Below are 19,217 nucleotides of genomic sequence, written 5' to 3' on the forward strand. Positions count from 1 at the left end.
GGTGGGAGCCCGCCGTAGCGTCGAATCCATGAGCATTCCCCAGGAGCGGCGCGTCGTGACCGCGATCCCAGGCCCCAAGTCGCAGGAGTTGCTGGCCCGCAAGCAGGCCGCCGTCCCGCCCGGCATCGGCACCACGCTGCCGGTCTTCGTCACCCGCGCCGGCGGCGGCGTGGTGCAGGACGCCGACGGGAACTCGCTGATCGACTTCGGCTCCGGCATCGCCGTGACGAACGTGGGCAACGCCGCGCCCAAGGTCGTCGAACGCGTCCAGAAGCAGGTCGCCGACTTCACCCACACCTGTTTCATGGTCACCCCGTACGAGTCGTACGTCCGGGTGTGCGAGAAGCTCAACGAGCTGACCCCGGGCGAGCACGAGAAGCGCACGTTCCTGGTGAACTCGGGCGCCGAGGCCGTCGAGAACGCGGTCAAGATCGCCAGGCACGCCACCGGCAGGCAGGCCGTCGTCGTGTTCGACCACGGCTACCACGGCCGCACGCTGCTCACGATGACGCTGACGGCCAAGAACATGCCGTACAAGCACGGCTTCGGCCCGTTCGCGCCGGAGGTGTACCGGGTGCCGCTGGCCTACCCGTACCGCTGGCCCTCCGGCCCCGAGAACTGCGCCGAGGAGGCCGCGGCGCAGGCCATCGACATGATCACCAAGCAGATCGGCCCGGGCAACGTGGCCGCCGTGGTGATCGAGCCGATCGCGGGCGAGGGCGGGTTCATCGAGCCGGCCAAGGGCTTCCTGCCGCGCATCGCGGAGTTCTGCAAGGCCAACGGCATCGTCTTCGTGGCCGATGAGGTGCAGACCGGCTTCGCCAGGACGGGCGACCTGTTCGCCTGCGAGGACGAGGGCGTCGTGCCCGACATCATCACCACGGCCAAGGGCATCGCGGGCGGCCTGCCGCTGGCCGCCGTGACCGGGCGCGCGGAGATCCTGGACAAGGTGCACGTCGGCGGCCTCGGCGGCACGTACGGCGGCAACCCCCTGGCCTGCGAGGCCGCGCTCGGCGTGCTGGAGACCATCGAGGAGGAGGACCTCGTCGCGAAGGCCCGCCGGATCGGCGAGATCATGCTCCCCCGCCTCAAGTCCCTCCAGGAGCGCTTCGACGTGATCGGCGACGTCCGGGGCCGGGGCGCGATGATCGCGATCGAGCTGGTCGAGCCGGGCACCAAGGAGCCGAACCCCACCGCCGTCCAGGAGATCGTCAAGCGCTGCCACGCCGAGGGCCTGCTGGTCCTGACCGCGGGCACGTACGGAAACGTCCTGCGCTTCCTGCCCCCGCTCGTCATCCCCGAGCACCTGCTCGAGGAGGGCCTCGGCATCCTGGAGAAGGCGATCGCCGAACTCTAGAAGAAACCCCATCAATCGGGCATCCGGCTTGCGGCTGGATGCCCGATTTTGTGGTGTAAGTGACGTCGCTCGGGTAGAGAATTCACCCTGACTTGACGCTCAGCAGGACACTCACGGCCGCGGTCAGGGTTATAACGGTTCCGGTATACGGATGGGCGATGACAGCAGGAAGCATGATGAGCTGGAGTCCGACCAGAACGGCGCGGAGTATGTTGACGTTCGACCCTGAAGGCCTGACCTGGGCCCAGCGCGAGGGCGACGCCTGCGTCGTCTGTCACAAGAGATGGCCGCGACCCCGCGTGCGCGTGGGGCGCCTGCCCGACGACTCGTCGGTCCTGGCCTGCGGCGACTGCGCCGAGGCGCTTCTGCCCACACCCAAGTCGACGGTGGTGGCTTTCCCGGTCCGCTGAGCGAGCACGCTTGACGAGACGCCCCGGGACGGGGGGGGAAGGCCCGGGGCGTCCCTTGCAGGCCACGCCCAGGGGGGAACGGGCGCGCCCGCGGCACCGTCACAGGCGGCGATCGCCGGCCTCGCTCACTTGGCGAGCAGCGCTTCCCACTTTTTGCCCCAAGTGAGGTAATCAGTGCATTCCCCGTCATCCGCCCGGCAATCCCCGGGAGGCCGTACGGCGAAGTCGACCCGGTCGAGCTTCTTGCCCCTGCCGTACAGGTCGCACATCAGCTTGGCCCGCCCCTTGCACGCCTTGGCGTTGGCCGGTGCCAGCCCCACCCACGCGGCGGCGTCGCGCTGCGCGTTGGCCGCGGTCACCCAGTTGAGCCACCGGTAGGCGCAGGTGGTGTCGGGGATGTTCACACCGAGCATCCAGGAGTCCACCCACCCGGTCGTCTCGGGCGTCGCGAGCGTCTTGACCGGCTTTCCGGCCTTCTGCAGGAGCAGGCGGTAGTACGGGGTGGCCTGGGCGTAGTCGAGCGACCCGGTCGCGAACCCCTGCACCAGGTCGATCGGGCTCCGCCAGTAGGTGCGCGCCTTGCTCTGCTCGAGCAGCGCCACCGCGCGGTCGAGCTGGTCCTGGCTCAGCTCGTACGGGTCCTTGGCCGAGCCCACGGCCAGCGCGGCGTCGGCGATCGTCAGCGGGCTGTCCCTGAGCGCCACCCGGTCGGAGGCGAAGGCCTGCTTGAGATCGCCCTTGACCTTGGTCGAGTCGTAGATGAACTCGTGATAGCCCCACAGGTACGGCACCCCGTACACCTTGCCGGACACAGTGGACATGTCGCGAAAACGCCGGTCGATGTCGTCGTAGCCGCTCACCTTGGCCGGGTCGACGGGCTGCACCAGATTGGCCTCGACCAGCTTGGCGGCCAGCACCGGCCCGGCGGAGATGATGTCGTACGGCCGCGAGGCGGACAGATCCTCCATCTCCTTGGCGCTCTGCACGGTGTCGAGCTTGGCGATCCGGCAGCCGGTCTCCTTCTCGAAGTTGCCCACCCAGTTGACCTTGGGGCTGGTGCCGCCGTACTCGGCGTAACCGCGGTAGGTGAGGATCTGGAGCGTGCCGTCGCTCTGCGTCGCGCTCGGCGTGGGAGTGGGAGTGGGGCTGGAGGTGCGGGCAGGCGTGGGGACGGGAGTGGGACCGGCCGCGCCAACGCCTGCGATCAGCGCCGATGCGGCCAGCGCCAGGGCATAAGCACGACGACGATTCACGATGTCCCCCCTTGTCCGTGTGGTGGAGCTTACCGGGGAGTGGGGCGGGAGGGACGCTTGTCCCGCCCGCCCCGGGCGTCGTACCCCTACTTGTTCGTGGGGAAGCCGAGGTTCACGCCGCCGTGCGAGGGGTCGAGCCAGCGCGAGGTGACGACCTTGCCGCGGGTGTAGAAGTGCACGCCCTCGGTGCCGTGCACGTGCGTGTCGCCGAAGAGCGAGGACTTCCAGCCGCCGAAGCTGTAGAAGGCCATCGGCACCGGGATGGGCACGTTGATGCCGACCATGCCGACCTCGACCTCGTTCTGGAAGCGCCTGGCAGCGCCGCCGTCGTTGGTGAAGATCGCGGTGCCGTTGCCGTACAGGCCGTCGTTGATGATCTCCAGGCCCTCCTCGTACGAGGACACCCGCACGATCGACAGGACCGGGCCGAAGATCTCGTCCGTGTGCGTCTGCGAGCCCGGCCGGACGTGGTCGAGCACGGTCGGCCCGAGCCAGAAGCCGGGCGTCTCCGCGGCCTTGCCGCCGCCGAGCACGGCCGTCTCGCGGCCGTCCACGACCAGCTTCGCGCCCTCCTCGACGCCGAGGTCGAGATAGGAGGCGACCTTGTCACGGTGCACCTCGGTGACCAGCGGCCCCATCTGGGACTTCGGGTCGTCGCCGGGGCCGATGACCAGCTTGTCCACCCGCTCGACGATCTTCTGGACGAGCTCGTCGCCGATCGGGTCCACGGCCAGCACGACGGAGATCGCCATGCACCGCTCCCCCGCCGAGCCGAACCCCGCCGACACCGCCGAGTCCGCCACCAGGTCGAGGTCGGCGTCGGGGAGCACGAGCATGTGGTTCTTGGCGCCGCCGAGGGCCTGCACGCGCTTGCCGTGCGCGGTGCCGGTCTCGTAGACGTACCTGGCGATCGGGGTGGAGCCGACGAACGACACGGCGCGCACGTCGGGGTGCTCCAGCAGCCGGTCCACGGCGACCTTGTCGCCCTGCACGACGTTGAAGACGCCGTCGGGCAGCCCGGCCTCCTTCCAGAGCCGCGCCATGAGCAGCGAGGCTGACGGGTCCTTCTCCGACGGCTTGAGCACGAAGGCGTTCCCGCACGCGATCGCGACCGGGTACATCCACATCGGCACCATGGCCGGGAAGTTGAACGGCGTGATGCCGGCCACGACGCCCAGCGGCTGGCGGATCGAGTAGGAGTCGACCCTGGTCGAGACGCCCTCGGAGAAGCCGCCCTTGAGCAGGTGGGGGATCCCGCAGGCGAACTCCACGACCTCCAGGCCGCGGGCCACCTCGCCGAGCGCGTCGGAGTGGACCTTGCCGTGCTCGGCGGAGATCAGCGCGGCCAGCTCGTCGCGGTGGGCGTACATGAGCTCGCGGAAGCGGAACAGCACCTGCGCCCGCTTGACCAGCGACGCGTCCCGCCAGGCCGGGAAGGCCGCGACGGCGGCGGCCACGGCCGCGTCCACGTCGGCCGCGGAGGCCAGCGCCACGTGGCCGCTGACCTCGCCGGTCGCGGGGTTGAAGAGCTCGGCGGCGCGGGAGTCCCCGTCCGCGAGCGCTCCGTTGATCCAGTGCTTGACGGACTTCACTGAGCTGCTGCCTCTGCGTTGATGGTTTCCAGAGCGGTCACGATGATGCCGAGACCCTCGACGGCCTCCTCCACCGTAAGGGTCAGGGGCGGGGCCATGCGGATGGCGGTCCCGTACAGGCCGCCCTTGCCCGCCAGCAGGCCCGCCTTCTTGGTCTCCTCCATGAAGCGGGCGGCCTGGGCGGGGCTCTCCAGCTCGACGGCGAACATCAGGCCCTTGCCGCGCACGCTCTTGACCACGGGCAGGCGCTTGGCGGCCTCCTGGAGGCCGCTGATGATGATCTCGCCCGTACGTGCGGCGTTGGCCTGCAGGTCGCGGTCGAGCACGTAGTCGAGGGTGGCGTTGGCGGCGGCCATGGAGATCGGGTTGCCGCCGAACGTGGCCAGGCCCACGGCGTGCGGGGCGTCCATGAGGTCGCCGCGCGCCACGATGCCGCCGACGGCGAAGCCGTTGCCCAACCCCTTGGCGAAGGTCATCATGTCGGGGATCACGCCGTGGTTGCCGATGCCGAAGAACGAGCTGCCCGTACGGCCCCAGCCGGTCTGCACCTCGTCGGAGATGAACAGGATGCCCTGCTCGTCCAGGACCTCCTTGTACGCGGCGAACAGCCCGTCGGGGGCCATCGTGAACCCGCCCACGCCCTGGATCGGCTCGGCGATCAGCGCAGCCACGTCGTTGGAGACCGCCGTGGCCAGCACGTGGCGCAGGTCGTCCACGCACGCCTGGATGTACTCGGCGTCCGACATGCCCTTGAACTGGGCGAGATGCCGGTCGGCGCCGTGCAGGAAGGTCACGTTGAGCGGGGAGAGCGAGTTGTTCTTCCAGGAGCGGTTGGAGGTGACGCCGATCGTGCCGAAGCTGCGCCCGTGGTAGCTCTGCCGCATGGCGAGCACCTGGTCGGTCTTGCGCGCGTACGTGGCCAGGAGCAGGGCGGTCTCGTTGGCCTCGGTGCCGGAGTTGGTGAAGAAGACCTTGGCGTCGGGGATGCCGGAGATTCGCGCGATCTTCTCGGCCAGCTCGATCTGGCCGCGCAGCAGGTAGACGGTGCTGGTGTGCACCACGCCGGTGGCGATCTGGCGCTCGACGGCCTCGCGCACCTCGGGCACGTCGTACCCGATCATGTTGGTCAGGATTCCGGCGAAGAAGTCCAGGTAGCTCTTGCCGTCCGCGTCGATGACACGGTTGCCCTTGCCGCTGACGATCTCGATGGGCTCGTTGTAGTTGAGGGCCAGCCAGTTGGGCATGACGGCCCGATGGCGCGCGAGTAGCTCCGACATGTTACCGAGTATCCCTTTTCTTCTCCCCGGGCCCCAACTACAACCTGTCGGAGGAGCGGAAAATCCACTTACACCCTGCAAACGTCCCTTAGGGGATGTCCCGTCCGCCTGGCGATGTACGCGGGGCGCGGCCGCTACGCCGCCGGAGGCACGTCGAATGACCACTGGCGGGCGACGACCGGGGCCGTGCCGGTCGGCCACCATCGGATCATCCCGAAAAGCGAAAGAGAGATCGAGATGACCATCACCGTCGACCACCGCCCCGAAGCGCCCGCCGGCCCGCCCAAGCTCGACCGCGACCAGCTCCGCCGGGCCCAGCAGGACACGCTGGACACCCCGCGCATGAAGTACAGCCTGCTGGCCAAGATGATGTTCAAGCCCGTGGACATCATGTACGGCGAGCAGGGCTCGTACACGAAGTTCGCCATGCTGGAGATCATCGCCCGCGTGCCGTACCAGGCGTGGGAGCGGATGGGCTACTGGGCCGTGCACCGCCATCGGGGCCGCTCGGCGCTGGCCAGACGGATCTTCGAGCGGATCGTGGAGGCCCGCGCCGACCAGGACAACGAGCAGTGGCACCTGCTGATCCTGCAGGACCTGGTGCAGCGCACCGGGCAGCGGCAGACCTGGCTGCTGCACCGGGCCGCGCCCTGGCTGATCGCGTTCTTCTACTACCACGTGTCCTGGGTGCTGTTCCTGGTCAGGCCGGACTGGAGCTACCGGCTGAACGCGGAGTTCGAGGACCACGCCGAGCACGAGTACATGACGTTCGTGGCCGAGAACCCGGAGCTGGACTTCGTGCCCGACCCCGGCACGTACGCCGCCGAGTACGGCCGCTACCGCTCGGTGGCCGACCTGCTCCGGCAGATCGGCCACGACGAGCGCACCCACAAGCTCGACAGCCTGGAGAGCATGCGCGAGCCCCGTGTCCGCTAGACCTTCACGGGTTCCGGGGCCACGGCGGCCGGGCGCAGCACGGCCAACGCGAGCAGCGCGGCGGCCACGCAGAACGCCGCCCCGACCCACGAGCCCAGGTGCATGGCCGACGTGAACGCCTGGTTGCCGGCCTCGGCGAAGCCCGACAGATGCGCGCCGCCGATCGACTCCCTGGCGGCGGCGGGCAGGTCGGCCGGCATCTGCGAGGTGTACTGCCCGGCCAGCACGCTGCCCAGGATCGCGATGCTCATCGCCATGCCGACCTGCTGGACGGTGTCGTTGAGCGCCGACCCGACGCCTGCGTGCTCCATGGGGATCGCGCTCATCAGCGAGGAGTACGCCGACGGCCCGGCCAGCCCGCCGCCGACGCCCATGATCACCAGCCCCGTGAGGAGCGGGAGATATCCGGTGGTCGTGGCCATGACGACGAACCCGCAGGCCATCACCAGCAGGCCGGCCCCGATCAGCACCCGGTTGCTGAGCTTCTTGCCCAGGCCGGCGCCCACGCCGTTGAAGATCGCGGCGGCCACGCCGTAGGGGAGCATGGCCAGACCGGCCTGCATCTCCTTGTAGCCCAGCACGAACTGCAGGTACTGGGTCAGCATGAGCATCACGGCGCCGGCGCCGAAGGCCATGAGCAGGATCGAGAACGACGCGCCGCTGAAGTTGCGGTTGGCGAACAGGTGCAGGGGCAGCATCGGCTGCGCCTGCTTGCGCTCCCAGACCACGAAGCCGCCGAGGGCGAGGACCGCGATCGCGATGCCGATCACGTTCCACTCGCGCTCGATGATGACGTAAACGGCCGCCGTCAGGCCGACGGTCGACAGCACCACGCCCACCGGGTCGATCTTCCGCCCGCTGCTGCGGCTCTCGGGCATGAGCACGAGGGCGGCCACGATGGCGATCGCCGCGATGGGGATGTTCACCAGGAAGACCGAGCCCCACCAGTAATGCTGCAGCATGAGGCCGCCCACGGTGGGGCCCGACACCATGCCGACCAGGGCCACCGCGCTCCAGGAGGCCATCGCCTTGCGCCGCTCCGTCTCGTCGAAGACGGTCATCAGGATCGACAGCGTCGAGGGCATGACCAGCGAGCCGCCGATGCCCATCAGCGCGCGGGCGGCGATGAGCTGCCAGGGCTCGGTGACGAGCACGGCCAGCAGCGACGCGCCGCCGAAGAACGCCAGGCCGACGATCAGGAACAGGCGGCGGCCGTACTTGTCGGACAGGCTGCCCGAGGTGAGCAGCAGACCGGCGTAGGCCAGCACGTACGCGTCGATGATCCATTGGATGTCCGACGGCGTCGCGCCCATTTCCTCGTTCAGCGAGGGGATGGCGAGGTTGAGAACGGTGTTGTCGACGACAAGCACCAGAAGCGCCAAGCAGAGTACGACGAGAATCCACCAGCGGCGGGGGTCTCGTACAGTGTTCGAGTCCACTCGCACAGCGTACGACAGATCTCGTACAGTGTGCGAGTGGATTTATCCTTGGAGGATGACCGGCAAGCAATTCGCCTCCGTCTGGCTTCGCGAGCCGCGCAGGACCGCGAGCCCGGGGCGTAGCCGTGACGAGATCGTCCGGGCCGCGATCGAGATCCTCGACGCGGAGGGCCTCGACGGGCTCAGCATGCGCAAGCTTGGCGCCAAGCTGAGCGCGGGCGCCACCAGCATCTACTGGTACGTCGCCCACAAGGACGAGCTGCTGGAGCTGGTCTACGACCACGTGTGGGGCGAGATGAGCATGCCCGAGCCGGAGGACGTCGGCTGGCGCGACGCGGCCTCGGCCCTGGCCTACAGCATGCGCACCGCGATCCTGCGCCACCCCTGGTCGGCCGACCTCCTCGGCCGCATGCCCGCCCTCGGTCCCAACGCCATCCAGGTCGCCGACCGGATGCGCCGGATGTTCAAGCAGGCCGGATTCGAGGGGATGGACGTCGACTACGCCGGCAGCACGCTCACCGCCTACATCTACGGCATGACCATCCCCGAGGTCGCCTGGAACTCCACCATGGGCGAGCAGGACTACGACCCCGCCCAGATGAAGGAGATGGTCACCAGGGCGGTCAGGGACTATCCCGAGATGCTGGAGCGCATGGACATGACCGCCTACGACGATCTGCAGACCATCCGCCAGGTGGCCTTCGACTTCGGGCTGGTGTCGGTGCTCGACGGCCTTGAGCGGCGGCTGGCGACGTAGCAGGATTCGGGCATGAACGAGTTCCGTGCCGCCCGCGACCTCCTCCTCCAGGCCGACGCCGCCACCGCCCGCCGCGACTTCCGCTGGCCGGAGCTCGAGGAGTTCAACTGGGCGCTCGACTGGTTCGACGGGGTGCTGGCCGCCGAGACCCCCGACGCCGTCGCTCTCAAGATCGTGGGCGCGAGCAGCGCCCGCTACACCTTCGCCGAGCTGTCCGCCCGTTCCAGCCAGGTCGCCAACTGGCTGCACCGGCAGGGCGTGCGCCGGGGCGACCGGATCCTGCTCATGCTGGGCAACCAGGCCGAGCTGTGGGAGTCGCTGCTGGCCGCGATGAAGCTGGGCGCGGTCATCGTCCCGGCCACGACCCTGCTGACCGCCAAGGACATCTCGGAACGTGTCGTCAGGGGCGGCGTGGCCCACGTGATCGCCAACGCCGCTGACGCGGGCAAGTTCGGGAGCGGCGAATACACGAAGATCGCCGTCGGCGACGCCTACAACTGGCTGCCGTACCACGAGGCGTACGAGGAGGACTCGCTCTTCGTTCCCGACGCGCCGACGCGGGCGGGCGACACGCTGCTGCTCTACTTCACCTCCGGCACGACCTCGCAGCCGAAACTGGTCGAGCACACGCACGCGTCCTATCCGGCCGGGCACCTGTCGACGATGTTCTGGATCGGGCTGAAGCCGGGCGACGTGCACCTCAACGTGTCCTCGCCCGGATGGGCCAAGCACGCCTGGAGCAACGTCTTCGCCCCCTGGAACGCGGGCGCCACCGTGCTGATCCACGACTACCCGCGCTTCTCCGCGCCCGCGCTGCTGGAGGTGCTGCGGGACGAGCGCGTCACCACGTTCTGCGCGCCGCCGACCGTGTGGCGGATGCTCATCCAGGAGGACCTCGCGGCGTGCAAGCTGCCGCTGCGCACGGCCGTGGCCGCCGGCGAACCGCTCAATCCGGAGATCATCGACCAGGTCGCCAAGGCGTGGGGCATCACGATCAGGGACGGCTACGGCCAGACCGAGACCACCGCGCAGATCGGGAACGCGCCGGACGAGCCGGTCAAGCCCGGATCGATGGGGCGTCCGCTGCCCGGCTACGACGTCGTGCTGATCGACCCCGTCAGCGGCAGACCCGGGGACGACGGCGAGATCTGCCTGCCGCTGGACGCCCGCCGCCCCGCAGGCCTCATGTCCGGATATGTCGGTGGATCGAGTGATGCGATGCGCGGCGGTTTCTACCACACCGGCGACGTCGCCACCCGCGACGAGGACGGCTACATCACCTACGTCGGCAGGACCGACGACGTCTTCAAGGCCTCCGACTACCGCATCTCGCCGTTCGAGCTGGAGAGCGTGCTGCTGGAGCACGCCGCCGTGGCCGAGGCCGCCGTGGTGCCCGCCCCCGATCCGGTACGCCTGGCCGTACCGAAGGCCTATGTGACGCTCGCGCCCGGGTTCGAGCCGGACGAGGCCACCGCCCGCTCGATCTTCGAGCACTGCCGCAGAGAGCTGGCCCCCTACAAGCGGGTGCGGCGGCTGGAATTCGCCGAGCTGCCCAAGACGATCTCCGGCAAGATTCGCCGGGTCGAGCTACGGGTGCGCGAACCTCGCCAGGAATACCGGGAGGAGGACCTCAGCTCGTGACAAAGCGTAAATGGGAGCATGGCCGTTCTTACAGAACGATCGGCTAGGCTCTGCCCCGTGTTGCCCACCATCGCCGATGTCCTCGCACTGGAGACCGTACGCCGGGGCAGCCCGCGCGTGGTCGCGGGCGCCGACCGGCTCGACACCAGGGTCCGGTGGGTGCACGTCGGCGAGATCGCCGACCTCGCCCACCTGCTGCGCGGCGGGGAGCTGGTGCTCACCACGGGCGTGGCGCTGCCGGAAGACCCGGAGAAGCTCGCCGACTACATCGGCGACCTCGCCTCCGTGGGCGCCTCGGGGCTGATCGTCGAGCTGGGCCGCAGGTTCGTCAAGGAGCTGCCGCCCGCCGTGGTCAAGAGGGCCGAGGAGCACGGGCTGCCGCTCATCGTGCTGGCCCGCGAGACGCCGTTCGTACAGATCACCGAGTCCGTGCACGCCCGGATCATCGACATCCAGCTGGAGGAGCTGCGCGCCTCCGAGCAGCTCCACGAGGTCTTCACCGAGCTGTCGGTCGAGGGCGCCTCGCCCGCCGAGGTGCTGGCGCAGGTGGCCAGGCTGTCCAACCGGCCCGTGCTGCTGGAGAACCTCGCCCACCAGGTGCTGGCCTGCGAGTCCGCCGGGCGCGACGCGGGCGCGCTGCTGGCCGGCTGGGAGACCCGGTCCAGGGGCGTGGCCCCGGCCGAGCGGACCGCGTACGACCCCGCCTCCGGATGGCTGGTCACCACGGTGGGCGCGCGCGGGCAGGACTGGGGCCGGCTGATCCTGATCTGCGACTCGGCGCCGACGCCGCGCGACATGGTGCTGGCCGAGCGCGCCGCCACCACGCTCGCCCTCGGCCGCCTGCTCGAACGCCACCAGGAGTCGCTCGAACGCCAGGCGCACGGCACGATCATCACCGGCATCCTGACCCACGCCTACGCCGACCCCGACGAGGCCGCCGCCCGCGCCAGGGCCGTCGGCGTACCGCTCACGGGACGCAAGCTGATCAGCGTCGTCATCCGGCCCACCGAGCCGGCCGACCAGGCGCTCGACGGCCAGGCCCAGCTCGGCGAACTCGCCGAGGCCACCGCCGCCGCCTGCCGCGACGCCCGCCTGCCCGCCCTCGTCGGCGCCCTCGACCAGGAGCGCGTCGGGGTGCTGCTGCCCCTCCCGCCCCGCACCCAGGCCGAGCCCGCGCTGACCACGCTCGCCGAGCGGCTGCGCGTGCTGTGGCGGCCGGGCGGGCTCGCGTTCGTGCTGGCGGCGGGCTCGGTCGTGGAGTCCATCAGGGACGTACGGCGCAGCTTCCTGGAGGCCGAGCAGGTGGCCGACGTGGCCGTCCGCCAGCCGGACGGGCGCGCCTTCTACCGGCTGCCCGACCTGCGCCTGCGGGGGCTGCTGCACCTGCTGCGCGACGACGCCCGGCTGCAGACGTTCGCGGAGCGGGAGCTGGGGCCGCTGCTGGCGCACGACGCCCAGCGGGGCGGCGACCTGACCCGGATCCTGCGCATCTACCTCGACGCCGGGCGCAACAAGGCGGTCGCCGCGCAGAAGGCCCACCTGTCCAGGCCCGCCTTCTACGACCGCCTGCGCCGCCTCGAACGCGTCCTCGACACCGACCTGGACGACGTCGAGTCCTGCATGTCGCTCCACGTCGCGCTCCTGGCCCTGGAGTCCTTCCGCCGCGAACCCCGCTGACCGCCCCGGGCGCCTAGCGTCGCATTCGTGCCCCTCTTCTACAACGCCCTGGAGGCCGCGGCGCACCGGCTGTCGCTCGTGCCTCCGATGCTCGACTACTTCGGCGTCCTCGGCCTGCACGCGCTCGTCGCGGCGGCCAGGACGGGCGTCTTCGACGCCCTGCGCGAGCGCCCGTCCACCGGCGCCGAGCTCGCCGGCAGGCTCGGCCTGGACGCCCGCTCCTCGGACATGCTGTTACGCTCCCTGGCCGGGCTCGGCTACCTGCGGGTCCGCGGCGGCCGCTACCGCCTGACCCGCGCCTCTCGGCTGTGGTTCACTACGGACTCGCCACAGTCCCTGGTGGCGGGGCTGGAGTTCTGGGAACGTACGGCGTGCGTGATCTGGCCCCGGCTGGAGACGGCGGTGCGCGACGGGTCGCCCGCCACGCCCTTCTACGAGCTCCTGGAGAGCGATCCCGAGCTGTCCCGGTCGTTCCAGGCGTGGACGGCGGCGCTGGCCGGCCGGCAGGCTCCGGCGATGGCCAGGGCCGTCCCGGTGCCGCGCGGCGCCCGGCGGGTGCTGGACGTGGGCGGCGGCCACGGCCGGTTCAGCCTGGAGCTGCTGCGGCGGCACCCCCGGCTCCACGCCACCGTCCTGGACCTGCCGCAGGCGCTCAAGGCCACCGCCGCCCACCCCCGGCTGAGCGTGCGTGCCGGGTCGTTCCTGGACGGCGACCTGGGCGACGGGTACGACATCGCGCTGATGTTCAACGTCGTGCACGGGCTGGACGACGCGCAGGCGGCCACCCTCCTGGGGCGGGTGGCGGCGGCCCTCAACCCGGGCGGGACGGTCGTGGTGGGCGACCAGTTCGGGGACAGCGTCATGCCCGGCCGGGCCAGCCGCGCCCTGCTGCGCCTGCTGGACCTGAACTACCTGGTCACGGCCGGCGGCAGGGTGCGAGGCTTCCGGGAGGTGTCGCAGCTGCTGCGGGCGGCGGGCTTCCGCGCGCCCCGGCACCGCCGCCCGCTCCGCTCCGTCCCCACCGAGCTGGCCCTGGCCTCGCTCCCAGCGCACCGAGTCCCCCATTAGAAGCCCATCGCCGCCCGCACCTCGTCCAGGGTCGTGATCGCCCGCTCTCTGGCCGCCGCGTTCCCCGCGGCCAGGACCTGCCGCACCTCCTCCTCGGTGTGCTCGGCGCGGCGCCTCCTGATCGGCCGCAGGAACTCGTTGACCGCCTCGGTGGCCAGCTTCTTGAGCGCGGACGCGCCCCCGTCCCCGATCTCCTCGGCGATGTCCCGCGGCGGGCGGCCGAGACAGAGGCCGGCCAGGGTGAGGAGGTTCGCCACCTCCGGCCGGTGTGTCTCGTCGAAGGTGATCAGCCGGTCGGAGTCCGTGCGGGCCTTGCGGATGAGGGCGGCCGTCTCGTCCTCGGTGGCCGACAGGGCGATCGCGTTGCCGCGGCTCTTGCTCATCTTGCCGCCGTCGAGCCCCTGCAGCAGCGGCTGTTCGCCCATCATGGCCTCGGGCTCCGGGAACACCTCGCCGTACCGCTCGTTGAAGCGGCGCGCCACCAGCCGCGTCACCTCCACGTGCGGGAGCTGGTCCTTGCCCACGGGCACCAGCGTGCCCTTGCAGAACAGGATGTCGGCGGCCTGGTGCACCGGATAGGTGAACATCAGGCCGCTGACCGCCCGCTGCGAGCTGTGCGCGATCTCGTCCTTGACCGTGGGGTTGCGGTGCAGCTCGGAGACCGACACCAGGCTCAAGAAGGGCAGCAGCAGCTGGTTCAGCTCAGGGATCGCGCTGTGCTGGAAGATCGTCACCTTGGCCGGGTCGATGCCCACCGCCAGATAGTCGAGCAGCAGCTCGGTGATGTTGCGTTGGATCGCGCCGGGCAGGTCGCGGTCGGTGATCACCTGGTAGTCGGCGATCAGCACGTACATCGGGAACTTGTCCTGCAGCGTGACGCGGTTGGCCAGCGAGCCGAAGTAGTGGCCGAGGTGCAGCGAACCGGTCGGGCGGTCACCCGTGAGTACGACGTCGTTCATTTCGGTCTCTCTCCTTCAGGTCATGCCGTCTCGGAGAGGACCGCACGCTTGGAGGGCCGTCTCGGAGACGGCCCGCGCATGGGGAATCAGCGGCCGTCTGTCGGCCGCCACCACATGCTGATGCGTGTCATAGGCGAAGTGTATCCGTTTGCGGTGTCAATCTCGTAACCTCTTTTACCGTTTAGCGTGTTCGCCTGCCCCGGCGACCATGATCTCGCCAGTATGGTGCGGTCCCTTTTCCGCCCTCTGGAGAATTCATGTCTCGACGCACCCTCGCCGGCGGCCTGGCCATAGCCGCCGCGCTCACTCTCACCACCCTGCCCGCCGCCGCGGAGCAGGCGTCGGTGCGGTTCCCGTCGGCCAAGTTCCCGCTGGGCAGCAGGCCCGTGCCGACCAAGACGATGACCGCCGTCGCGCAGGGCATCGATCTGTACGACGTGAAGGCCGGTTCGGCGACCGACGGCTACACGGTGACCGTGTTGATGCCGAGCGGGCGCGACTACGGAATGCAGACGACCGCCGAGGCAAAGGCCGCCGAGGTGGAGGCCGCCGGGGAGACCCCCAGCGTGCAGAAGGTGGTACGGCCGAGCGTCGCCGACGCCCCCTCCCAGACCGTGTACATGGTCCGGGTCGGCCTCTGGTCCCTCGATGACAAGAAGAAGGCCGAGGAGACCGCCAAGAAGCTCAAGGAAGCCGGGCTGAAGGTCAAGGTCGACTACCTCGGCGACGACGGGCTCAAGACCACCGGCCCCTGGGACGTCAAGGTCGTGATGATCGACCCCAGGGCGTTCGGCGGCTCGTTCGCGGCCTCGCTCGGCACCAGCGTGGCCAAGCGGGAGACCGTCTCGTCCATGGCCAAGGCCCAGAACGCGCTGGTCGGCGTCAACGGCGGCTTCTTCAACATCCACACCGACAAGGCGCTGCGCGGCGAGCCCGTCGGCGCGTCCGTGGTCAAGGGCAAGCTGCTCAGCGAGGCCGTCCCCGGCCGCTCGGCCGTCGTGCTCAAGGGCCGTACGGCCAAGATCACCGAGCTGAGGACCACCGTCACCGCCACCTCGCAGGACGGGCAGAAGACCGAGGTCAACGGCGTCAACCGGGCCGTCACGACGGACGAGCTGGTGCTCTACACCGAGGAGTGGGGCGCCAAGACGCCCACCGGGGGGACCGACGCCGTCCTCGACGCCAACGGCAAGGTCGTCGGCCTCCGCGCATCGGGCGCCGCGGTGGCCGCCGGGACGCGGGTGCTGCACGGCAACGGCCTGGCCGCCGACTGGCTCAACGAGCACGCCTTCCAGGACTGGACGGTCAAGGTCGACACCAAGGTCGTGGACCTGCGTACCCGCAAGGCGCTCCCGCTGACCCCGGACCTCAACGTGATCGCGGGCAGCGTCGGCCTCGTGCGGAACGGCAAGGTGAAGATCATGGCCAAGCAGGACGGCCACGACTCCGTCAACATGATCCTGCGCCGCCACCCGCGCACCCTCCTCGGCACCACGAGGAACGGCAGCCTCATCATCGCCACCATCGACGGCCGCAGCCCGGGAGTGACCGTCGGGGCGAACTTCCACGAGGCGGCCCAGTTCATGCGGTGGCTGGGGGCCACGCAGGCCATCAACCTGGACGGGGGCGGCTCGACGGCCATGGTGGTCGGCAACAAGCTGGTCAACCGGCCCTCGGACGGCGTGGAGCGCGGCGTCGGCGACGCCCTCCTGGTCCTGCCCAAGTAAGACCGGTCCGCAGCCGTGCCACCACTCCCCGGGGGCACGGCTGCGGCCCGCCTATTCGGGGAGCTCCGCCGTTACGGCGGGCCGGTAACGCACGTTCACGACCGCCACGGGGTCGCCTTCCCCCATCCGGTGAAGGCGGATCGGCTCGCCGCCGGGGTTGTCGTACAGCCGGATGCCCTCTCCCAGCAGGACCGGCGCGATGTGCAGGTCGATCTCGTCGATCAGTCCCCGTTCGAGCAGCTGACGGCCGATGGTCGAAGAGAACACTTCAAGGTTCTTGCCCCCGGCCGCCTCCAGCCCGATCCGCACCGCCTCGGCCGGGTCGCAGCTCAGGAACGTGACTCCGTCGACGGGGGTCGCGTCCTCGGGGTGGTGGGTGAGCACGAAGAGCGGCCCTTTCCAGGCGCCGCCGTAGATGCCGCCGGGATCCGGGTACCGGTCCCAGCCGTCTCGGCCTCCCAGCACGGCCCCCGTGGTCTCGGCGTACTCATCGACCAGGCCGGGACGGAACGAGGCCCCGACCATCCAGTCCATCTCGTGGTTCGGCCCCGCCACGAACCCGTCCAGCGACATCGTGAAGTGCCAGAGCACCTTTCCGCCCGCGGTTTGCGGCTCGGTGTCGCCCATCCGTTGCCTCCTGCATCTGCTTGCGATTTGCAATCGGTAGGCTCACGCTAGGGCACCTGATGGTAGATTGTAACCGGTTCGGAGGTGAGGTGCGAGTTGGCGGAGCCGGCGCGTTCGGGTTGCCCGATCAATGCCGCGGTCGAGGCGTTCGGTGACAGCTGGAGCCTGCTCGTGCTGCGGGACGTGATGTTCGGGAGCCGGCGCTACTTCAGGGAGCTGCTCGCCGGCTCGGAGGAGGGGATCGCCTCCAACATCCTGGCCGACCGGCTGAAGCGCCTGGTGAACGCGGGCCTGCTGACCCGCGAGGACGCGGGGCCGGGACGGCGGGCCGCCTACAGCCTGACCGAGGCGTCGATCCAGCTGGTGCCGGTCTTCGCGCAGCTCGGCGATTGGGGCCTGCGCCACCGCCCGACCACGAAGCGGCTGCGGGTGCGAGCGGAGTTGCTCGCCGCCGGCGGGCCGGAGCTGTGGAACGAGTTCATGGCCGAGCTGCGGACCATCCACCTCGGCGCCCCACCGCCGGAACGGGACGGCCCGAGCGTCATGGAACGCCTGGCCAAGGCCTACACCGACGCACTCTGACCCCTTAGGTGAAGTCGGACACGACACCCAGACCGTCGCCCGAGACGCGCACCAGCCACGCAACGCCCACAGCGATGTACGAGATGTGCACGGCCCACGCGACGAGGACCAGCCGCCCGACAGCCATCACAACCCACGCGACATGCACCACCCGCGCGACGCCCACAGCGACCTACGCGACGCGGACCAGCCACCCGACGCCCACAGCGACCTACGCGACGCGGACCACCCGCGCGACGCCCACAGCGACCTACGCGACGCGGACCAGCCACCCGACGCCCACGGCGACCCAACCGCGCGACGGCCATCGCGGCCCACGCGGCCCACGCGGCGCGGACCAGCCGTGCGTATGCCATGTGACGTGTGCGACGCCGGTGCCCTGCACGACCTCGCCCTCGCACGACGGCAGCCCAGCCGTGCGCGCGTCGGGCCTCAAGCCTCCAGCGGTAGCCCCGTGTCCGGTTTCACGGCCTTCATCGCAAGGTGCGACGTCACCTGCGCCACCCCCGGCAGCCCGGAGAGCGTCTCGGAGTAGAACCGCTCATATGCCGCCAGATCCGCCACCGCCACCCGCAGCAGGAAGTCCGGGTCGCCGAACAGCCGGTGCGCCTCCACCACCTCCGGCATGCCCGCCACCTGCCGCTCGAACTCCGCCACCGTGTCGTGATCCTCGTACCTCATCACCACGGTGACGAACGCCTGGAAGCCCCGTCCCACCGCGTCTCCGTCTACCAGCGCCCGGTAGCCGCGGATGACGCCGGACTCCTCCAACTGCCGCACCCTGCGCAGGCACGGTGACGGTGTGAGTCCGACCCGGTCGGCCAGCTCGGTGTTGCTCAGCCGCCCGTCCCGCTGCAGCTCCTGGAGGATCCTGCGGTCAATCCTGTCCACACCGCAATATCCTGCCACCCCACTGCGCGAAGCAGCACAAATAGGCCATCGTGTGCCACCCCTCCTTTACTACCGTCCCGATGAGGAGGTGGTTTTCATGGATATCCGGCTGCTGGTGCTCTTCCTGGGCATGGACCTGCTGCTGATCTTCACGCCGGGGCCCGACATGCTCTACGTCATGGCCCGCTCGCTCGGACAGGGCCGCCGCACCGGCCTCACGGCGGTGGCGGGGATCTGCTCGGGCTACACCGTGCACACCATCCTGGCCGCCGCCGGCCTGGCCGCCGCACTTCGCGCGGTCCCCGCCGCGTTGCCCGCGATGCGGTACGCCGGCGCCGCATACTTGGTCTTCCTGGCGATCAAGACCCTGGCGTCACTCAGGAAGCCCGGCACCCCCGTCCCGGGCGCGGCCCCGCAGCCCACGGGCAGGGTGTTGCGACAGAGCATGCTCACGGCCCTGCTCAACCCGAAGGGCGTGCTGCTCTATCTGTCGCTGATGCCCCAGTTCATCTCCACGGAGACGAGCATCCCCCTGGGTTTCCAGCTCGCCGCACTCGGCCTGCTCCACGTCGCGAACTGCGCCGTCCTGTACGGCCTGATAGCCCTGGCCACGGCACGGGCCAGCCACGCCCTGACGCGGACCCCGAAGGCCGCCCGCCGGATCTCGGCCGTCTCCGGAACGATGCTCCTCGTGGTCGCGGCCGCCACGCTCGGCACTCATTGAGCACAAAAAAAAAGGGGGTCCGACGCCCAAGGCGTCGAACCCCCTCAAAAATTGTCCGGCGGCGACCTACTCTCCCACACCCTCCCGAGTGCAGTACCATCGGCGCAGAGAAGCTTAACTTCCGGGTTCGGAATGTAACCGGGTGTTTCCTTCCCGCCATAACCGCCGTAACCTCTTGAAACAGCCACTTGCTGTCTCAGAATCACATAATGGACGCGAGCAACGACTAGAAAAGTCTGCTTTGTGGTCAAGTCCTCGGCCTATTAGTACCGGTCAGCTCCACACGTTACCGCGCTTCCA

The 19,217-nt window shown here is 69.9% G+C and carries 17 protein-coding genes and 1 rRNA gene; 9 read left to right on the forward strand and 9 right to left on the reverse strand.

Annotated features, from left to right (window positions below):
• Nucleotides 1–28 precede the first annotated feature (28 nt).
• On the forward strand, nucleotides 29–1,357 hold the full coding sequence (gene gabT, locus ACFKCF_RS02065) for a 4-aminobutyrate--2-oxoglutarate transaminase (RefSeq protein ID WP_394489976.1): 1,329 nt from the start codon (nucleotides 29–31) through the stop codon (nucleotides 1,355–1,357).
• A gap of 535 nt (nucleotides 1,358–1,892) precedes the next feature.
• On the opposite strand, the gene ACFKCF_RS02070 is transcribed toward gabT, so the two are convergent.
• The 3 genes from ACFKCF_RS02070 to ACFKCF_RS02080 all read right to left on the reverse strand — a co-directional run bounded on the left by ACFKCF_RS02070 (nucleotide 1,893) and on the right by ACFKCF_RS02080 (nucleotide 5,889).
• Complete coding sequence (locus ACFKCF_RS02070) at nucleotides 1,893–3,020, reverse strand: extracellular solute-binding protein (protein WP_394489978.1); 1,128 nt, start codon at nucleotides 3,018–3,020, stop codon at nucleotides 1,893–1,895.
• Nucleotides 3,021–3,106: 86 nt separating this feature from the next.
• The gene (locus ACFKCF_RS02075) at nucleotides 3,107–4,612 is read right to left on the reverse strand and encodes a CoA-acylating methylmalonate-semialdehyde dehydrogenase (RefSeq protein ID WP_394489980.1); all 1,506 of its coding nucleotides are present in this window, start codon (nucleotides 4,610–4,612) and stop codon (nucleotides 3,107–3,109) included.
• On the reverse strand, nucleotides 4,609–5,889 hold the full coding sequence (locus tag ACFKCF_RS02080; protein ID WP_394489982.1) for an aspartate aminotransferase family protein: 1,281 nt from the start codon (nucleotides 5,887–5,889) through the stop codon (nucleotides 4,609–4,611). The genes ACFKCF_RS02075 and ACFKCF_RS02080 overlap by 4 nt, the downstream gene beginning before the upstream one ends.
• A 237-nt stretch (nucleotides 5,890–6,126) precedes the next feature.
• On the opposite strand from ACFKCF_RS02080, the gene ACFKCF_RS02085 reads away from it, so the two are divergent.
• Nucleotides 6,127–6,825: an alternative oxidase gene (locus tag ACFKCF_RS02085; RefSeq protein WP_394489984.1), complete on the forward strand. Its 699-nt coding sequence runs from the start codon at nucleotides 6,127–6,129 to the stop codon at nucleotides 6,823–6,825.
• Here the strand turns inward: ACFKCF_RS02085 and ACFKCF_RS02090 are convergent.
• Nucleotides 6,822–8,207 carry an MFS transporter gene (locus tag ACFKCF_RS02090; protein ID WP_394489986.1) on the reverse strand — a complete coding sequence of 462 codons (1,386 nt, stop codon included), beginning with the start codon at nucleotides 8,205–8,207 and terminating at the stop codon, nucleotides 6,822–6,824. The genes ACFKCF_RS02085 and ACFKCF_RS02090 overlap by 4 nt on opposite strands.
• Nucleotides 8,208–8,319: 112 nt before the next feature.
• Here ACFKCF_RS02090 and ACFKCF_RS02095 point away from each other — a divergent pair, with 112 nt between their 5' ends.
• The 4 genes from ACFKCF_RS02095 to ACFKCF_RS02110 are packed head-to-tail and all read left to right on the forward strand — an operon-like array spanning nucleotide 8,320 to nucleotide 13,407.
• Nucleotides 8,320–9,021: a TetR/AcrR family transcriptional regulator gene (locus tag ACFKCF_RS02095; protein ID WP_394489988.1), complete on the forward strand. Its 702-nt coding sequence runs from the start codon at nucleotides 8,320–8,322 to the stop codon at nucleotides 9,019–9,021.
• 12 nt (nucleotides 9,022–9,033) lie between these two features.
• Complete coding sequence (locus ACFKCF_RS02100; protein WP_394489990.1) at nucleotides 9,034–10,662, forward strand: AMP-binding protein; 1,629 nt, start codon at nucleotides 9,034–9,036, stop codon at nucleotides 10,660–10,662.
• Nucleotides 10,663–10,719: 57 nt separating this feature from the next.
• Nucleotides 10,720–12,339, forward strand: a complete 1,620-nt coding sequence (locus ACFKCF_RS02105) for a PucR family transcriptional regulator (protein WP_394489992.1) — start codon at nucleotides 10,720–10,722, stop codon at nucleotides 12,337–12,339.
• Between the two features lie 27 nt (nucleotides 12,340–12,366).
• Nucleotides 12,367–13,407: a methyltransferase gene (locus ACFKCF_RS02110; RefSeq protein WP_394489994.1), complete on the forward strand. Its 1,041-nt coding sequence runs from the start codon at nucleotides 12,367–12,369 to the stop codon at nucleotides 13,405–13,407.
• Here ACFKCF_RS02110 and trpS read toward each other — a convergent pair.
• Entirely contained in the window at nucleotides 13,404–14,366 is a 963-nt protein-coding gene (gene trpS / locus ACFKCF_RS02115) for a tryptophan--tRNA ligase (protein WP_394489996.1), read from the reverse strand. The genes ACFKCF_RS02110 and trpS overlap by 4 nt on opposite strands.
• Before the next feature lie 257 nt (nucleotides 14,367–14,623).
• Between trpS and ACFKCF_RS02120 the strand changes: the two genes are divergently transcribed.
• Nucleotides 14,624–16,093, forward strand: a complete 1,470-nt coding sequence (locus tag ACFKCF_RS02120; RefSeq protein ID WP_394489998.1) for a phosphodiester glycosidase family protein — start codon at nucleotides 14,624–14,626, stop codon at nucleotides 16,091–16,093.
• Between the two features lie 51 nt (nucleotides 16,094–16,144).
• Here ACFKCF_RS02120 and ACFKCF_RS02125 read toward each other — a convergent pair whose 3' ends face one another.
• Complete coding sequence (locus tag ACFKCF_RS02125; protein WP_394490000.1) at nucleotides 16,145–16,720, reverse strand: dihydrofolate reductase family protein; 576 nt, start codon at nucleotides 16,718–16,720, stop codon at nucleotides 16,145–16,147.
• Nucleotides 16,721–16,816: 96 nt separating this feature from the next.
• Here ACFKCF_RS02125 and ACFKCF_RS02130 point away from each other — a divergent pair, with 96 nt between their 5' ends.
• Complete coding sequence (locus ACFKCF_RS02130; protein WP_394490002.1) at nucleotides 16,817–17,302, forward strand: winged helix-turn-helix transcriptional regulator; 486 nt, start codon at nucleotides 16,817–16,819, stop codon at nucleotides 17,300–17,302.
• Nucleotides 17,303–17,306: 4 nt separating this feature from the next.
• On the opposite strand, the gene ACFKCF_RS02135 is transcribed toward ACFKCF_RS02130, so the two are convergent.
• Entirely contained in the window at nucleotides 17,307–17,429 is a 123-nt protein-coding gene (locus ACFKCF_RS02135; protein ID WP_394490004.1) for a hypothetical protein, read from the reverse strand.
• Nucleotides 17,430–17,734: 305 nt separating this feature from the next.
• On the reverse strand, nucleotides 17,735–18,193 hold the full coding sequence (locus ACFKCF_RS02140) for an Lrp/AsnC family transcriptional regulator (RefSeq protein ID WP_394490006.1): 459 nt from the start codon (nucleotides 18,191–18,193) through the stop codon (nucleotides 17,735–17,737).
• Between the two features lie 97 nt (nucleotides 18,194–18,290).
• Here ACFKCF_RS02140 and ACFKCF_RS02145 point away from each other — a divergent pair, with 97 nt between their 5' ends.
• Complete coding sequence (locus tag ACFKCF_RS02145) at nucleotides 18,291–18,917, forward strand: LysE family translocator (RefSeq protein WP_394490008.1); 627 nt, start codon at nucleotides 18,291–18,293, stop codon at nucleotides 18,915–18,917.
• Nucleotides 18,918–18,970: 53 nt separating this feature from the next.
• Here the strand turns inward: ACFKCF_RS02145 and rrf are convergent.
• A 5S ribosomal RNA gene (rrf, locus tag ACFKCF_RS02150) occupies nucleotides 18,971–19,087 on the reverse strand.
• Between the last annotated feature and the right edge of the window lie 130 nt (nucleotides 19,088–19,217).

Origin of the sequence: Nonomuraea sp. JJY05 (genome assembly GCF_043496855.1) — a bacterium.
Taxonomy (GTDB): domain Bacteria; phylum Actinomycetota; class Actinomycetes; order Streptosporangiales; family Streptosporangiaceae; genus Nonomuraea.

Excerpts from the sequence above, each read along its gene's own strand:
- ACFKCF_RS02095 (WP_394489988.1), top strand. The coding sequence starts at position 8,320 with ATGACCGGCAAGCAATTCGCCTCCGTCTGGCTTCGCGAGCCGCGCAGG.
- ACFKCF_RS02085 (WP_394489984.1), top strand. The coding sequence starts at position 6,127 with ATGACCATCACCGTCGACCACCGCCCCGAAGCGCCCGCCGGCCCGCCC.
- ACFKCF_RS02145 (WP_394490008.1), top strand. The coding sequence starts at position 18,291 with ATGGATATCCGGCTGCTGGTGCTCTTCCTGGGCATGGACCTGCTGCTG.
- trpS (WP_394489996.1), bottom strand. The coding sequence starts at position 14,366 with ATGAACGACGTCGTACTCACGGGTGACCGCCCGACCGGTTCGCTGCAC.
- ACFKCF_RS02100 (WP_394489990.1), top strand. The coding sequence starts at position 9,034 with ATGAACGAGTTCCGTGCCGCCCGCGACCTCCTCCTCCAGGCCGACGCC.
- gabT (WP_394489976.1), top strand. The coding sequence starts at position 29 with ATGAGCATTCCCCAGGAGCGGCGCGTCGTGACCGCGATCCCAGGCCCC.
- ACFKCF_RS02080 (WP_394489982.1), bottom strand. The coding sequence starts at position 5,889 with ATGTCGGAGCTACTCGCGCGCCATCGGGCCGTCATGCCCAACTGGCTG.
- ACFKCF_RS02120 (WP_394489998.1), top strand. The coding sequence starts at position 14,624 with ATGTCTCGACGCACCCTCGCCGGCGGCCTGGCCATAGCCGCCGCGCTC.
- ACFKCF_RS02135 (WP_394490004.1), bottom strand. The coding sequence starts at position 17,429 with ATGGCTGTCGGGCGGCTGGTCCTCGTCGCGTGGGCCGTGCACATCTCG.
- ACFKCF_RS02125 (WP_394490000.1), bottom strand. The coding sequence starts at position 16,720 with ATGGGCGACACCGAGCCGCAAACCGCGGGCGGAAAGGTGCTCTGGCAC.